Source organism: Streptomyces sp. NPDC050842, from assembly GCF_044456565.1.
Classification (GTDB): domain Bacteria; phylum Actinomycetota; class Actinomycetes; order Streptomycetales; family Streptomycetaceae; genus Streptomyces.
In genome coordinates this window covers 19,732-34,866 of the sequence record NZ_JBITGA010000012.1, presented here as the reverse complement: position 1 = coordinate 34,866, position 15,135 = coordinate 19,732, and the positions used below count along the sequence as shown (strand labels likewise).

General features: G+C 69.9%; 10 protein-coding genes. 6 read left to right on the top strand and 4 right to left on the bottom strand.

The window, feature by feature from the left end; genetic code table 11:
- Positions 1 to 81 precede the first annotated feature (81 nt).
- The gene (locus ACIBG6_RS32905; RefSeq protein WP_399226390.1) at positions 82 to 1,002 is read left to right on the top strand and encodes a RecB family exonuclease; all 921 of its coding nucleotides are present in this window, start codon (positions 82 to 84) and stop codon (positions 1,000 to 1,002) included.
- Between the two features lie 46 nt (positions 1,003 to 1,048).
- On the top strand, positions 1,049 to 1,723 hold the full coding sequence (locus ACIBG6_RS32900) for a response regulator (RefSeq protein ID WP_399226389.1): 675 nt from the start codon (positions 1,049 to 1,051) through the stop codon (positions 1,721 to 1,723).
- Positions 1,724 to 1,805: 82 nt separating this feature from the next.
- On the opposite strand, the gene ACIBG6_RS32895 is transcribed toward ACIBG6_RS32900, so the two are convergent.
- The 4 genes from ACIBG6_RS32895 to metH form a co-directional block, all read right to left on the bottom strand.
- The gene (locus tag ACIBG6_RS32895; RefSeq protein ID WP_399226388.1) at positions 1,806 to 3,386 is read right to left on the bottom strand and encodes an ABC transporter substrate-binding protein; all 1,581 of its coding nucleotides are present in this window, start codon (positions 3,384 to 3,386) and stop codon (positions 1,806 to 1,808) included.
- 100 nt (positions 3,387 to 3,486) lie between these two features.
- Positions 3,487 to 5,076, bottom strand: a complete 1,590-nt coding sequence (locus ACIBG6_RS32890; protein WP_399226387.1) for an ABC transporter substrate-binding protein — start codon at positions 5,074 to 5,076, stop codon at positions 3,487 to 3,489.
- A 463-nt stretch (positions 5,077 to 5,539) separates the two neighbouring features.
- Entirely contained in the window at positions 5,540 to 6,238 is a 699-nt protein-coding gene (locus tag ACIBG6_RS32885; RefSeq protein WP_399226386.1) for an HAD family hydrolase, read from the bottom strand.
- Positions 6,239 to 6,367: 129 nt separating this feature from the next.
- A complete protein-coding gene (gene metH, locus ACIBG6_RS32880; RefSeq protein ID WP_399226385.1) occupies positions 6,368 to 9,880 on the bottom strand; it encodes a methionine synthase in 3,513 nt (1,170 codons plus the stop codon).
- A gap of 243 nt (positions 9,881 to 10,123) precedes the next feature.
- Here metH and ACIBG6_RS32875 point away from each other — a divergent pair, with 243 nt between their 5' ends.
- From ACIBG6_RS32875 to ACIBG6_RS32860, 4 genes are all read left to right on the top strand, one after another.
- On the top strand, positions 10,124 to 10,888 hold the full coding sequence (locus ACIBG6_RS32875; RefSeq protein ID WP_317593903.1) for an IclR family transcriptional regulator: 765 nt from the start codon (positions 10,124 to 10,126) through the stop codon (positions 10,886 to 10,888).
- A 276-nt stretch (positions 10,889 to 11,164) separates the two neighbouring features.
- Entirely contained in the window at positions 11,165 to 11,923 is a 759-nt protein-coding gene (locus tag ACIBG6_RS32870) for an MIP/aquaporin family protein (protein WP_399226384.1), read from the top strand.
- Between the two features lie 35 nt (positions 11,924 to 11,958).
- Positions 11,959 to 13,485 (top strand): glycerol kinase GlpK, encoded by a 1,527-nt coding sequence (glpK, locus tag ACIBG6_RS32865; RefSeq protein WP_399226383.1) that lies wholly within the window; start codon positions 11,959 to 11,961, stop codon positions 13,483 to 13,485.
- Positions 13,486 to 13,490: 5 nt separating this feature from the next.
- Positions 13,491 to 15,095 carry an FAD-dependent oxidoreductase gene (locus ACIBG6_RS32860; protein WP_399226382.1) on the top strand — a complete coding sequence of 535 codons (1,605 nt, stop codon included), beginning with the start codon at positions 13,491 to 13,493 and terminating at the stop codon, positions 15,093 to 15,095.
- Positions 15,096 to 15,135 lie beyond the last annotated feature (40 nt).

Sequence of the window (15,135 nt, the reverse complement as noted above, 5' to 3'; positions counted from 1 at the left end):
CGGTTCGATCATGCAGTGCGACGGGGTCCCAGGTCGATGGTATTCCGCTCGCTGTCGGTCGCGGGTCGTAGGGTCTGAGTCATGAGTACGAGCGAGCAGGAGCCGGCGGCCGCCGCCGCGGCCGAGGAGCCCCGGGCGCCCATGTCGTTGTCGCCGTCGCGGGCGAGCGATTTCATGCAGTGTCCGCTGCTGTACCGGTTCCGGGTGATCGACCGGCTGCCGCAGAAGCCGAGTGCGGCGGCGACGCGGGGCACGCTGGTGCACGCGGTGCTCGAGCGGCTCTTCGACGACGAGGCGACGGAGCGGACGGCGCCGCGGGCGAAGGCGATGGTGCCGGGGCAGTGGGAGCGGCTCCTGGAGTCCAAGCCGGAGCTGGGCGAGCTGTTCTCGGAGGATCCGGACGGGGAGCGGCTCGCGGGCTGGCTCGGCGAGGCGGAGCGGCTGGTCGAGCGGTGGTTCACGCTGGAGGACCCGACGCGTCTGGAGCCTGCCGAGCGCGAGCTGTTCGTGGAGACGGAGCTGGACTCGGGGCTGCGGCTGCGCGGGGTGATCGACCGGATCGACGTGACGCCTTCGGGTGACGTGCGGATCGTCGACTACAAGACGGGCAAGGCGCCCCGGCCCGAGTACCGCGAGGGCGCGCTGTTCCAGATGACGTTCTACGCGCTGGTGGTGTGGCGGCTGAAGCGGGTGCTGCCGCGGCGGTTGCAGCTGGTCTACCTGGGCAGTGGGGACGTGCTGACGTACGACCCGGTGGAGGCGGACCTGTTGCGGGTGGAGCGGAAGCTCCTGGCGCTGTGGGACGCGATCCGGCTGGCGACGGAGACGGGTGACTGGCGGCCGCGGCCGACGAAGCTCTGCGGCTGGTGTGACCATCAGGAGGTCTGTCCGGAGTTCGGCGGGACTCCCCCGGTGTATCCGCTGAAGATCGTTTCCGCGCGCCCGCCGGAGTCGGGTGAATCGGGGCAGGGCAGAATGGACCTGGCGCCGCCGGCACCGTGACAGCAGCCCATCTCTTGAGCTCAGCCCGCCCCGTGAAGGAGCCCTTGTGACGATCCGCGTCCTCCTGGTCGACGATCAGCCGCTGCTGCGCACCGGCTTCCGGATGATTCTGGAGGCGGAGCAGGACATCGCCGTGGTGGGCGAGGCCGGCGACGGTCTCCAGGCGCAGGACCAGGTGCGGGCGCTGCAGCCGGACGTGGTGCTGATGGACATCCGCATGCCGCGGATGGACGGTGTGGAGGCGACCCGGCAGATCACCGGTCCGGGCCGGGACGGTCCGGCGAAGGTGCTGGTGCTGACCACGTTCGATCTGGACGAGTACGTGGTGGAGGCCCTGCGGGCGGGCGCGAGCGGCTTCCTGCTGAAGGACGCCCCGGCGAACGAGCTGGTGCAGGCGATCCGTGTGGTGGCGGCGGGTGAGGCGATGCTGGCGCCGTCGATCACGCGCCGGCTGCTCGACAAGTACTCGGCGCATCTGCCGACGGGCGAGGAGCAGATGCCGGACACCCTGGGCACGTTGACCGATCGCGAGGTCGAGGTGCTGAAGCTGGTGGCGCGGGGCTTGTCGAACGCGGAGATCGCGGCGGATCTGTTCGTCAGCGAGACGACGGTGAAGACGCACGTGGGCCATGTGCTGACGAAGCTGGGCCTGCGGGACCGGGTGCAGGCCGCGGTGTACGCGTACGAGAGCGGTCTGGTGCGGCCCGGCGGCAATCAGTAGCGCCGACGACGGACGGTACGGCGGAGGGGCCCGGTGCGCGTGTCGCGCGCCGGGCCCCTCCGCCGTCACCCTCAGGACCGGCTCAGCCCTTCTTGAGCTCCCAGAAGCGGAAGACGGTGGAGGCGTCGAGGGTCCATTCGAGGCCGGTGACGTCGTCGCGGGCGACGGCGTACTGCTTGCCCTGCCAGAGCGGGAGGAGCGGGAGTTCCTCGGCGACGATGTCCTGGAGCTGTCCGTACTCGTCGGCGGTGGCGGCGCGGTCGGCGAGGGCGGCGGTCTTCGGGAGGATGTCGCCGGTGATCTTGGCGTTCCCGTAGTGGTTGCCCAGGACGTTGCCCTCGCCGAAGAAGGGGGCGGTGAAGTTGTCGGCGTCGGGGTAGTCGGGGACCCAGCCCTTGACGTAGACGCCGTACTTACCGGCGGCGATGTCCTTCTCGTACTGGTCGAAGGCGACGGACTTGACGTCGGCTTCGAAGAGGCCGCTGTCGTTGAGCTGGCCGGCGATGGCCTTGAGCTCCTGGTCGGTGGCCGGGCCGTAGCGGCTGGGCGTGGACCAGAGGGTGAGCTTCACCTTGCCGGTGATGTCGGCGTCGCGCAGGGCCTTCTTCGCCTTGGCCTTGTCGGGGCTGCCGTAGGTGTCGAAGAAGGCCGTGTTGTGGCCGGCGATGCCCGCCGGGACGATCGAGTAGAGCGGCGTGGCCGTCGACTTGTAGACGTCCTCGACGAGGGCCTCGCGGTTGACGAGGTGGGCGATGGCCCGGCGGACGCCGAGCTTGCCGACGACGGGGTCCTTCACGTTGAAGACGAGGTGCTGGACCTCGGCGCTGCTGCCCTGCGTGACCTCGAAGCCCCGGTCGTCGGTGGTCTCGGAGGTTTCGAGGGCGGCGATGTCGTCGGCGGAGAGGCCTCGGTAGGCGACGTCGACCTCGCCGTCGGCGAGTGCCTTGGAGAGGGCCGCGCGGTCGCCGCCGTAGAGCTTGAGGGTGACTCCGCCGTTCTTGGGCTTGGCGTTGCCCTTGTAACCGGAGTTGGCGGAGAAGCCGGCCTCGGTCTCGCTGATGGAGTCCAGCTTGTAGGGGCCGGAGCCGGTGGCCTTGCCGTCGGTGCGCAGGGCGTCGGCGGGGTAGTCGCGGTGGTCGACGATGGAGCCGGCGCCCGAGGCGATCTTACTGGGGAAGGTGGCGTCCGGGACCTTGAGGCGGAAGACGACGGTCCGCTCGTCGGGGGTCTCGATGGAGGCGATCGCGGAGAGCAGCGGCGCGGGACCGGACGGGTCGGCGATCTTCAGGGCCCGCTCGAAGGAGAACTTGACGTCCTTCGAGGTGAGCGGGTTGCCGTTGGAGAAGGTGAGGCCGTCCCGGAGGGTGCAGGTGTAGACCTTGCTGCCCGCGGAGAAGCCGCACTTGTCGGCGGCCTCGGGCTCGGGCTCGGAGCCGCCCTTGGGGAAGGCCAGCAGGGACTGGAAGACGTTGTTGAACAGCAGCCAGGAGCCGGGGTCGTAGCCGGCCGCCGGGTCGGTGGCGAGGATCTCGTCGGACATGCCGACGCGTATGCCGTCACCGGAGCCGGCGCCCCCGCCCTGCTCGGTGCCGCAGCCGCTGAGGAGGGCGGCGGACAGCCCCGCGGCGAGCGGGGCCGTCAGCCACTTGTTGTGTGCCTTCACAGAACTTGCCTCTTGATCTCTTGCCAGGCCGGCCGCGCGCTGGTGCGCGGCCGGTATCCGATCCGGTCGAGGGGGTTAGGGCCTGTCCGCCGGACAGTCCCTAGGCGGTGCCGCGGCCCAGTTCCCAGAGCAGCAGGTCGGACGACGTGTTGAGCGCGTACTCGACTCCGGTGAGGTCGTCGCGCGCGGCGACGTACTGCTTGCCCTGCCACAGCGGCAGGACGGGCACGTCCTCGGCGACGATCTTCTGGATCTGCGCGTAGACGGGGCTCGCGGCGGTGCGGTCGGCCTGGCGGCGCGACCGCGGGATGAGCTGGTCGCGGACGACCTTGTTGACGTACGGGGTGTTGAGGAAGTTGTCGCTGTCGAGGAACGGAGCGACGTAGTTGTCCGGGTCCGGGAAGTCCGGGAACCAGCCGAGGCCGTAGACGGCGTAGTCGCCGCGCTTCTGGGCCGGGCGGAAGGTGGACCACTCCGCGCCGCGGGTGGTGGCGTCGAAGAGTCCGCTGGAGACGAGCTGCTTCTTGAGCGCCTCGAACTCCTGGGCGGTCTCGGCGCCGTAGTGGTCGGTGGTGTAGTTCAGCGTCACCTTGACCGGGGTCTTGACGCCGGCGTCCTTGAGGATCTCGGCGGCGCGGGCGGGGTCGGGGTCGCCGTACGTGTCGTAGAAGGGGGTCGCGTGGCCGGTGATGCTGGAGGGGATCAGCGAGTAGAGCGGCTCGGCGGTGGGGCCGTAGACGCCGTTGACGAGGGCGCCCCGGTCGACGACGGCGGCCATGGCCTGGCGTACGGCCTTCTCCTTGACGGAGGGGGCCTTGGTGTTGAAGCCGAGGTAGCGGATCTCCAGGCCGGGGACCTCGGTGACGCGGATGCGTTCCTTGGGGGTCTCGGTGAGGTCCTTGATCTGCTTCTGCGACAGGGAGCGGGCCATCATGTCGATGTCGTCGCTCTCCAGGGCCTTGCCCATGGCGCCGGCGTCGGCGAAGGCGCGCAGCTCGACCTTGTCGTTGCGCGGGACGATGTCGCCCTTGTACTTCGGGTTCCTGGTGAACACGAACCGGGAGGCCTTCTCGCCCTCGCGCTCGACCTTCATGGTGTACGGGCCCGAGCCGTCGACGTCGAAGCCGTCACGGAGCTTCCCGGCGGCGTACTTGTCCTTGCTGAGGATGCCGGCGACCGGGGTCGAGAGCTTGTACGGGAAGGTGGCGTCGGGGGCCTTGAGGTGGAAGACGACCTCGGCGTCGCCCTTGGTCTCGACGGTGTCGACGTTGGAGAGGAGCGCGGCCGTTCCGTTGTCCGACTTGATCTTCAGCACGCGCTCGATGGAGTACTTGACGTCCTCGGCGGTGACCGGCGTGCCGTCGGCGAAGGTGAGGCCGGAGCGGAGCTTGCAGCGGTAGCTCTCGCTGGCCTTGTCGGAGAAGCCGCAGCTCTGGGCGGCCTCGGGGACGGGCTCACCGCCGCCGCGGGGCACGTGCAGCAGGGTCTGGACGGTCTGCCGCAGGATGTTCCAGGTGCCGGTGTCGTAGGCGAAGGCCGGGTCGAGGGGGGCGGGGGCGTCCTCGGTCGCGATGAACTGGTCCGTGGTGCCGACGACGATGGCTCTGCCGTCCTCCGCTCCGCCACACGCGGCGAGCAGGGGGGTCAGCAGTACGGCCGCGGCGGGCAGCACCAGGGTCTTGCGGTTCATCAGGGACGTTCTCCTCATCCGGCACTGGGATACAGCGGTCTGTGGACACTCCGCCGCCGGCCGCCCGGTCGGGGCGGGAGCGATCGGGCCGGGTGTTGCGATCGGTCCTGTGTTCACGGCGACTTGGGTGTGCGCCGGTGCACGCGGTTATGCGGCGAAGTACTCGCGAAAGATTAGTGGGCGCCGCCGCTATTGCCCGACCGCGGGCAGGCTCGGGGTAATCGCACGGTGATCATGAATACGGGCGGTTCGATAGTCATGCGGTGCCGCGATGCGGACGGGGGCCATCGAACCGGGACACATGGGATCACCGAAACCGGAAGATTCCGGGCATGGAACGCACCCAGGCCACCCACCGACGGGCACTCTGGGTGACGAAGGTCACGTGGAGGCTTTATCGGTGAATGGCCTGGCTGATTTCCGCGCGTGAAAGCGCATTCAGTCCGGAAGGCTCAGACGAAGCTCAAATTCCGGTGATCAATGTGCGCAGGAAGGGCACGTCGACTTCTTCCAGGGAACGCACGACGACCCGGCCCGGGGAGGGGGCGATCGGGGCGACGGAGGGCACCGCGACGACCCGGCAGCCGGCTGCCTCGGCGGCCGCCACACCGGTCGCCGTGTCCTCGATGACGGCGCACAGGGCCGGGTCGGCACCCACGCCGCGCGCGGCCGTCAGATACGGCTCGGGGTGCGGCTTGGTGCGGACGACCTCGTCCCCCGCGACGGTGAGCGCGAAGCGGTCCCGGCCGAGCGAGGCCAGGATCCGGTCGATGATCCGGCGGTGCGAGGCGGAGACCAGGGCGGTGGGGATGTTGTGCCGGGCCAGCTCGGCGAGGAGGCGCTCGGCGCCGGGCATGAGCGGGACGCCCCGCTCGATGCGCTGCGTGAACTTCTCGTTGAGCAGGACGGTCAATTCCTCGAGGGTGATGTCGGCGCCGGTGGACTCGATCAGGTAGCCCGCGCTGCGGGTCATCGGGCCGCCCACGACGATGTCGCGCCAGGCCTCGTCCAGCTGGTGCCCGAGGTCGGCGAAGACCTCGACCTCGGCGTCCCACCAGAACCCCTCCGTGTCGACGAGGGTCCCGTCCATGTCGAGGAAGACCGCCTGCAGCGCGGAGCTTCCGTTCGTGCGGAGCAGGGACGCGGGGACCGTACTGGTCATCCGGCACACCTTCCATGGAGGGACGAGAAGGCCGGCCCCCCTCCCCGGTACGGGGAGGAAGACCGGCCTGCACTGGACCGACAAGTCTACGTCTCGATCAGCGAGGACGCCGAGATTTACGTAGGGCGGTCACCGTGCGTTGAAGTACTTCGCCTCGGGATGGTGGATGACGATGGCGTCGGTCGACTGCTCGGGGTGGAGCTGGAACTCCTCCGACAGGTGCACGCCGATCCGCTCCGGCCGCAGCAGGTCCGCGATCTTCGCGCGGTCCTCCAGGTCGGGGCAGGCGCCGTACCCGAGGGAGAAGCGCGCGCCCCGGTACTTGAGGTCGAACATGTCCTCGACCTTGGCCGGATCCTCGCCGCCGAAGCCGAGCTCGGCGCGGACCCGGGCGTGCCAGTACTCGGCCATGGCCTCGGCGAGCTGGACGGACAGGCCGTGCAGCTCCAGGTAGTCGCGGTAGGAGTCGGACGCGAAGAGCTTGGCCGTGGCCTCGCCGATCTTCGACCCGACGGTGACCACCTGGAGGCCGACGACGTCGGTCTCGCCGGACTCCTCCGGGCGGAAGAAGTCCGCGAGGCACAGGCGGCGGCCCCGGCGCTGGCGGGGGAAGGTGAAGCGGGTCCGCTCGTTGCCCGCCTCGTCGAGGATGATCAGGTCCTCGCCCTTGGAGACGCAGGGGAAGTACCCGTAGACCACGGCCGCTTCGAGCAGGTTCTCGGTGTGCAGCTTCTCCAGGAGGCCCCGGAGCCGCGGCCGGCCCTCGCTCTCGACGAGCTCCTCGTACGTGGCGCCGCCCGCGCGGGCCTGCTTGAGGCCCCACTGGCCCTTGAAGAGGGCGCCCTCGTCCAGCCAGGAGGCGTAGTCCTTGAGCGGAATGCCCTTGACGACACGGGTGCCCCAGAACGGCGGGGTGGGGACGGCGTTGTCGACGGCGACGTCGGAGCGGCCGCCGGGCTCCTCCGGCTCCTCCACCTGGAGGACCGGAGTGTCACGCTTGGCGACGCGGCGCGGCTTGAGCTCGGGGAGCGCGGCTCCGGGGACGCCGCGCTTCACGGAGATGAGGGCGTCCATGAGGCGCAGGCCCTCGAAGGCGTCGCGGGCGTACCGCACCTCGCCCTGGTAGATCTCGTGCAGGTCCTGCTCCACGTAGGCCCGGGTGAGGGCCGCGCCGCCGAGGATCACCGGGTACTTGGCGGCCAGCTCGCGCTGGTTCAGCTCCTGCAGGTTCTCCTTCATGATCACGGTGGACTTGACGAGGAGACCGGACATGCCGATGACGTCGGCCTTGTGCTCCTCGGCGGCTTCCAGGATCGCGGAGACGGGCTGCTTGATGCCGATGTTGACGACGTTGTAGCCGTTGTTGGAGAGGATGATGTCGACGAGGTTCTTGCCGATGTCGTGGACGTCGCCGCGGACCGTCGCGAGGACGATGGTGCCCTTCCCCTCGGCGTCGGACTTCTCCATGTGGGGTTCGAGGTGGGCGACCGCGGTCTTCATGACCTCGGCGGACTGGAGCACGAACGGCAGCTGCATCTGGCCGGAGCCGAAGAGCTCTCCCACGGTCTTCATGCCGTCGAGCAGGGTCTCGTTGACGATGTCGAGGGCGGGGCGCTCGGTGAGGGCCTCGTCGAGGTCCGCCTCCAGGCCGTTCTTCTCGCCGTCGATGATCCGGCGCTTGAGCCGCTCGTCGAGCGGCAGCGCGAGGAGCTCCTCGGTCTTGCCCGCCTTCATCGACTTGGTGTTGACGCCCTCGAAGAGCGCCATCAGCTTCTGCAGCGGGTCGTAACCCTCGGCACGACGGTCGTAGATCAGGTCGAGGGCCGTCGTGACCTGCTCGTCGTCGAAACGGGCGATCGGCAGGATCTTCGAGGCGTGCACGATCGCCGAGTCGAGGCCGGCCTTCACGCACTCGTCGAGGAAGACCGAGTTGAGGAGGATGCGCGCGGCGGGGTTGAGGCCGAAGGAGATGTTCGACAGGCCCAGCGTGGTCTGGACGTCCGGGTGGCGCCGCTTCAGCTCGCGGATCGCCCCGATCGTGGCGATGCCGTCCTTGCGCGACTCCTCCTGACCGGTGCAGATCGTGAAGGTCAGGGTGTCGATGAGGATGTCCGACTCGTGGATGCCCCAGTTGCCGGTGAGGTCGTCGATCAGCCGCTCGGCGATGGCGACCTTGTGCTCGACGGTACGGGCCTGGCCCTCCTCGTCGATGGTGAGGGCGATGAGCGCGGCACCGTGCTCCTGCGCCAGCCGGGTGACCTTCGCGAAGCGGGACTCGGGGCCGTCGCCGTCCTCGTAGTTCACCGAGTTGATGACGGCCCGGCCACCGAGCTTCTCGAGGCCGGCCTGGATGACGTCGACCTCGGTGGAGTCGAGGACGATCGGCAGGGTGGAGGCGGTGGCGAAGCGCCCGGCCAGCTCCTCCATGTCGGCGACGCCGTCGCGGCCGACGTAGTCCACGCAGAGGTCGAGCATGTGCGCGCCCTCGCGGATCTGGTCGCGGGCCATCTCGACGCAGTCGTCCCAGCGGGCCTCCAGCATGGCCTCGCGGAACTTCTTGGAGCCGTTGGCGTTCGTCCGCTCGCCGATCGCCATGTACGCGGTGTCCTGGCGGAACGGGACCGTCTGGTAGAGCGAGGCGGCGCCGGGCTCGGGGTGCGGAGTGCGCTCGGGGGGCGTGACGTCCCGCACCCGCTCGACGACATGGCGCAGGTGCTCGGGGGTCGAGCCGCAGCAGCCGCCGATCAGCGACAGGCCGTAGTCACGGACGAAGTTCTCCTGGGCGTCGGCCATCTCCGGCGGCGTCAGCGGGAAGTACGCGCCGTCCTTGGTGAGCACGGGCAGGCCGGCGTTCGGCATGCACATCAGGGGCGTACGCGAGTGGCGGGCGAGGTAGCGCAGGTGCTCGCTCATCTCGGCCGGACCGGTGGAGCAGTTCAGGCCGATCATGTCGATGCCGAGCGGCTCCAGGGCGGTCAGCGCGGCGCCGATCTCCGAGCCGAGCAGCATGACGCCCGTGGTCTCGAAGGCGAGCGAACAGATGAGGGGCACATCGACGCCCAGGGCGTCCATGGCACGGCGCGCGCCGATGAGGCTCGACTTGGTCTGCAGCAGGTCCTGGGTCGTCTCGACGATCAGGGCGTCCGCGCCGCCGGCCAGCAGGCCCTCGGCGTTCTGCTGGTAGCCGTCGCGGAGCACGTCGTACGTGATGTGGCCGAGCGACGGGAGCTTCGTGCCCGGGCCGATGGAGCCCAGCACCCAGCGCTGACGGCCGTCCTTGGCGGTGAACTCGTCGGCGACCTCGCGGGCGATCCGGGCGCCCGACTCGGAGAGCTCGTGGATCCGGTCGGCGATCTCGTACTCGCCGGCAGCCGAGTGGTTGGAGCCGAAGGTGTTCGTCTCGACGCAGTCGACGCCGACCTCGAAGTACGCCTCGTGGACCGAGCGGACGATGTCGGGGCGCGTCACGTTCAGGATCTCGTTGCAGCCTTCGAGGTTCTGGAAGTCCTCGAGGGTGGGGTCCTGAGCCTGGAGCATGGTGCCCATGGCACCGTCGGCGACGACCACGCGGCTGGCGAGTGCCTCACGGAGGGCTGCGGCGCGGGTCCGGCTGTCAGCGGAAGGGGTCGGCAACGAGGCCATGGATGAGCTCCCTGGGATGCGACGGCTGTCGGCTTTGCACTCTCGGTGGAGGGTGCACGGGGTCAGCGTAACCGTGCTTGCCCCGGGGTGGACATGGTGTCCCACGGGGCGGACGGCATCCTGTGTGCGGGGACTCCCGGTGCGGCCCGTTCTTGACGGACACTGTCATGTGTGAGCCAAGGTCGGCATCGACCGATAGTGTTCAGCATTGTCGAACAACGTAAGAGGGAGAAGGGTCGGGCGATGGCGAAGAACATCCAGTCGCTTGAACGGGCGGCGGCGATGCTGCGACTGCTCGCGGGCGGCGAGCGCCGGCTCGGCCTGTCCGACATCGCGTCCTCGCTGGGGCTCGCGAAGGGCACGGCACACGGGATCCTGCGGACCCTCCAGGCGGAGGGCTTCGTGGAGCAGGAGGCGGCCTCGGGCCGCTACCAGCTGGGGGCGGAGCTGCTGCGGCTCGGCAACAGCTATCTGGACGTGCACGAGCTGCGGGCCCGGGCCCTCGTCTGGACGGACGACCTCGCGCGGTCGAGCGGCGAGAGCGTGCACCTGGGGGTGCTGCACCAGCGCGGCGTCCTGATCGTGCACCACGTCTTCCGGCCGGACGACAGCCGCCAGGTGCTGGAGGTGGGGGCCATGCAGCCGCTGCACTCCACCGCGCTCGGGAAGGTCCTCTCGGCCTACGACCCGGTGGCCCACAGCGAGGTGCTGGAGGTCGAGCGGGAGGCGTTCACGCCCCGGACGACCACGGAGCTCGGCGCCTTCGAGTCGCTGCTCGACCTGGCGCGCGCCAAGGGCTGGGCGGAGGACGTGGAGGAGACCTGGGAGGGCGTGGCCTCGGTGGCGGCGCCGATCCACGACCGGCGGCGGATGCCGGTGGGCGCGGTGGCGGTCACCGGCGCGGTGGAGCGGCTCCGCCCGGGCGGGGAGCTGCGCCCCGAACTGGTGGCGGCGGTGCGGGACTGCGCCCGCGCGGTCTCCCGGGACCTGGGGGCCGGCCGCTTCTGACGGCGCCGGGCGCCCGCCCGCGCGCACGAGCCCGTACGCGCGAACCCGTCGGTAACGATCCAGTTATCGGCGGGTTTTTCGCATCCCGGGCCCTTGACGTGCTGTTAACCCGGGGGCAAAACTTCCGTTCACCGGTCGGCATTGTCGAACACCTAACGGCAATACACGCTAGAGTGTGCCAGTGCCAAGGGCCGGTAACGCCCTCACACGAGGGCGCGGACCACCGGTGGGACCCGGGGTTCGCCTTCCCCTGGACGAAGGACAAAGGAGTCGCGGGTGTCCAGCTCCGACATCTTCCTCGGCGAGACCATCGGTACCGCCGTACTCATCCTGCTCGGCGGCGGTGTCTGTGCCGCCGTCACGCTCAAGAGCTCGAAGGCCCGCAACGCGGGCTGGCTCGCGATCACCTTCGGGTGGGGCTTCGCCGTCATGACGGCCGTCTACATGACGGCTTCCCTCTCCGGCGCCCATCTGAACCCCGCAGTCACGGTCGGCATCGCGATCAAGGACGGCGAGTGGGGCGACGTCCCCGTCTACATCGTCGGCCAGATGCTCGGCGCGATGATCGGCGCGGCGCTGGTCTGGGTGGCCTACTACGGACAGTTCCAGGCCCACCTCAGGGACCCGGAGACCGTCGGCGAGAAGCCGATCGAGGGCCCCGGCCCGGTGCTCGGCGTCTTCTCCACCGGCCCCGAGATCCGGAACACCTGGCAGAACCTGGCCACCGAGATCATCGGCACCGTCGTGCTGGTGCTCGCGGTGCTGACGCAGGGCCTGAACGACAGCGGCAAGGGCCTCGGCGTCATAGGCGCGCTCATCACCGCCTTCGTCGTCGTCTCCATCGGCCTCTCGCTCGGCGGCCCGACCGGCTACGCCATCAACCCGGCACGTGACCTCGGCCCGCGCATCGTGCACGCGCTGCTCCCGCTGCCGAACAAGGGCGGCTCCGACTGGAGCTACGCCTGGATCCCGGTCGCCGGTCCGCTGATCGGTGGAGCCATCGCCGCGGGTATCTACAACCTCGCGTTCGCCTGAGCCGTCCTTCTTCCAGACCTTCCTTGGAGCACACCGTGACCGACGCACACACGTCCGGCCCCTTCATCGCGGCCATCGACCAGGGCACCACCTCCTCGCGCTGCATCGTCTTCGACAAGGACGGCCGGATCGTCTCGGTCGACCAGAAGGAGCACGAGCAGATCTTCCCGAAGCCGGGCTGGGTCGAGCACGACGCCGCCGAGATCTGGACCAACGTCCAGGAGGTCGTCGCCGGAGCCCTCGACAAGGCGAACATCACCTCCGCCGACGTCAAGGCGATCGGCATCACCAACCAGCGCGAGACCACGCTGCTCTGGGACAAGAACACCGGTGAGCCCGTCCACAACGCCCTCGTCTGGCAGGACACCCGCACCGACGCCCTCTGCAAGGAGCTCGGCCGCAACGTCGGCCAGGACCGCTTCCGCCGCGAGACCGGCCTGCCGCTGGCGAGCTACTTCGCCGGCCCGAAGATCCGCTGGATGCTCGACAACGTCGAGGGCCTGCGCGAGCGCGCCGAGGCCGGCGACATCCTCTTCGGCACCATGGACTCGTGGGTCATCTGGAACCTCACGGGCGGCGCCGACGGCGGCGTGCACGTCACCGACGTCACCAACGCCTCGCGCACCATGCTGATGAACCTGCACACGCTGGCCTGGGACGAGAAGATCGCGGAGTCGATGGGGGTCCCCCTCAACGTCCTCCCCGAGATCCGGTCCTCCGCCGAGATCTACGGCCACGTCAAGGACGGCGCCCTCGCCGGTGTCCCGGTCGCCTCGGCGCTCGGCGACCAGCAGGCCGCCCTGTTCGGCCAGACCTGTTTCGCCGAGGGCGAGGCCAAGTCCACGTACGGCACCGGCACCTTCATGCTGATGAACACCGGTGACAAGATCATCAACTCCTACAGCGGCCTGCTGACCACGGTCGGCTACCAGATCGGCGATCAGAAGCCGGTCTACGCGCTGGAGGGCTCGATCGCCGTCACCGGTTCGCTGGTGCAGTGGATGCGCGACCAGATGGGCCTGATCAAGTCCGCGGCCGAGATCGAGACCCTCGCGTCCTCGGTCGAGGACAACGGCGGCGCCTACTTCGTGCCGGCCTTCTCCGGCCTGTTCGCCCCGTACTGGCGCTCCGACGCCCGCGGTGTGATCGCCGGCCTCACCCGGTACGTCACCAAGGCGCACATCGCCCGCGCCGTCCTGGAGGCCACCGCCTGGCAGACCCGCGAGATCACCGACGCCATGACGAAGGACTCCGGCGTCGAGCTGACCGCGCTGAAGGTCGACGGCGGCATGACCTCCAACAACCTGCTGATGCAGACCCTCTCCGACTTCCTGGACGCGCCCGTCGTGCGTCCGATGGTCGCCGAGACCACCTGCCTCGGTGCCGCCTACGCCGCCGGTCTGGCCGTCGGCTTCTGGCCGGACACCGACGCCCTGCGCGCCAACTGGCGCCGCGCGGCGGAATGGACCCCTCGCATGGACGCCGACAGGCGTGACAGCGAGTACAAGAGCTGGCTCAAGGCCGTGGAGCGGACCATGGGCTGGATCGAGGACGAGGAGTAAGACACATGACCACCCTGCAGAGCGTCCCTGCCCTTGGGACGCACCCGGCGTCCGGCTCCCTCCCGAGCCGCGCCGAGACCCGGGAGCAGCTCTCCAAGGCGACGTACGACCTCCTGGTCATCGGCGGCGGCATCCTGGGCATCTCCACCGCCTGGCACGCCGCGCAGTCCGGTCTGCGGGTGGCCCTGGTGGACGCCGGCGACTTCGCCGGCGCCACCTCCTCCGCCTCCTCCAAGCTCCTCCACGGCGGTCTGCGCTACCTGCAGACCGGCGCGGTGAAGCTGGTGGCGGAGAACCACTTCGAGCGGCGTGCGGTCTCGCGCCAGGTGGCACCGCACCTCGCCAACCCGCTCACCTTCTACCTGCCCGTCTACAAGGGCGGCCCGCACGGCGCGGCCAAGCTGGGCGCCGGCGTCTTCGCGTACTCCGCCCTGTCCGCCTTCGGCGACGGCGTCGGACACCTGCTCTCCCCCGCCAAGGCCGCGCAGGACGTGCCGGAGCTGCGGACGGACAACCTGAAGGCCGTGGCCGTCTACGGCGACGACCAGATGAACGACGCCCGCATGGCGCTGATGACGGTCCGCGCCGCCGTCGACGCCGGGGCAACCGTCCTCAACCACGCCGAGGTCACCGGCCTGCGCTTCACCCGGGGCCGGGTCACGGGCGCCGAGCTGAAGGACCGTACGAGCGGCGACGAGTTCGGCGTCACCGCCCGCCTCGTCCTGAACGCGACCGGCCCGTGGGTCGACCACCTGCGCACGATGGAGGACCCGAACGCGGCCCCCTCCATCCGCCTCTCCAAGGGCGCGCACCTGGTCCTCAAGCGGACCTCGCCGTGGAAGGCCGCGCTGGCCACCCCGATCGACAAGTACCGCATCACCTTCGCCCTCCCCTGGGAGGACATGCTGCTCCTCGGCACGACCGACGAGGAGTACGAGGGGGACCCCGGCCAGGTCGAGGTCACCGAGAAGGACACCGCCCAGATCCTGGACGAGGCCGCGTTCTCCATCCGCGACCAGCAGCTCGACCGCGATCTGATCACCTACGCCTTCGCGGGTCTGCGGGTGCTCCCGGGCGGTCCCGGCGACACCTCGAAGGCCAAGCGCGAGACGGTCGTCACCGAGGGCCGCGGCGGCATGCTGTCGGTGGCCGGCGGCAAGTGGACGACCTTCCGCCACATCGGCCGTACGGTGATGAAGAAGCTGGAGGCCCTCCCGGGCCACCCGCTGGGCGACGACTACGAGTCGGTCTCGACGCTGCCGAAGCGGCTCCCGCTGCCCGGTATCGCCAACCCGAACGCGGTCACGCACCGGCTGCTCTCCGACGGTCCGGCGCCCGGTCCGCGGATGGCCGCCGACACCGCCAGGCACCTGGCGACGCACTACGGCTCGCTCTCCTTCGACATCGCCCGCATGGCGAACGAGAACCCGGAGCTCGCCCGGCGGATCCACCCGGACGCCCCGGAGATCTGGGCGCAGGTCGCCTACGCCCGCGACCACGAGTGGGCCGAGACGGCGGACGACGTGCTGCGCCGCCGTACGACGCTGACGATACGAGGCCTGGCGACGGACGAGATCCGCGCCGGCGTCGAGTCCATGCTGCGGAAGTAACTCCCGCGGACGGAGGGGCGGTTCCCGAGCCGGGGACCGC

Coding starts and splice junctions, on each gene's coding strand:
- ACIBG6_RS32860 (WP_399226382.1), top strand. CDS start 13,491: ATGACCACCCTGCAGAGCGTCCCTGCCCTTGGGACGCACCCGGCGTCC.
- ACIBG6_RS32905 (WP_399226390.1), top strand. CDS start 82: ATGAGTACGAGCGAGCAGGAGCCGGCGGCCGCCGCCGCGGCCGAGGAG.
- ACIBG6_RS32885 (WP_399226386.1), bottom strand. CDS start 6,238: ATGACCAGTACGGTCCCCGCGTCCCTGCTCCGCACGAACGGAAGCTCC.
- ACIBG6_RS32890 (WP_399226387.1), bottom strand. CDS start 5,076: ATGAACCGCAAGACCCTGGTGCTGCCCGCCGCGGCCGTACTGCTGACC.
- ACIBG6_RS32875 (WP_317593903.1), top strand. CDS start 10,124: ATGGCGAAGAACATCCAGTCGCTTGAACGGGCGGCGGCGATGCTGCGA.
- metH (WP_399226385.1), bottom strand. CDS start 9,880: ATGGCCTCGTTGCCGACCCCTTCCGCTGACAGCCGGACCCGCGCCGCA.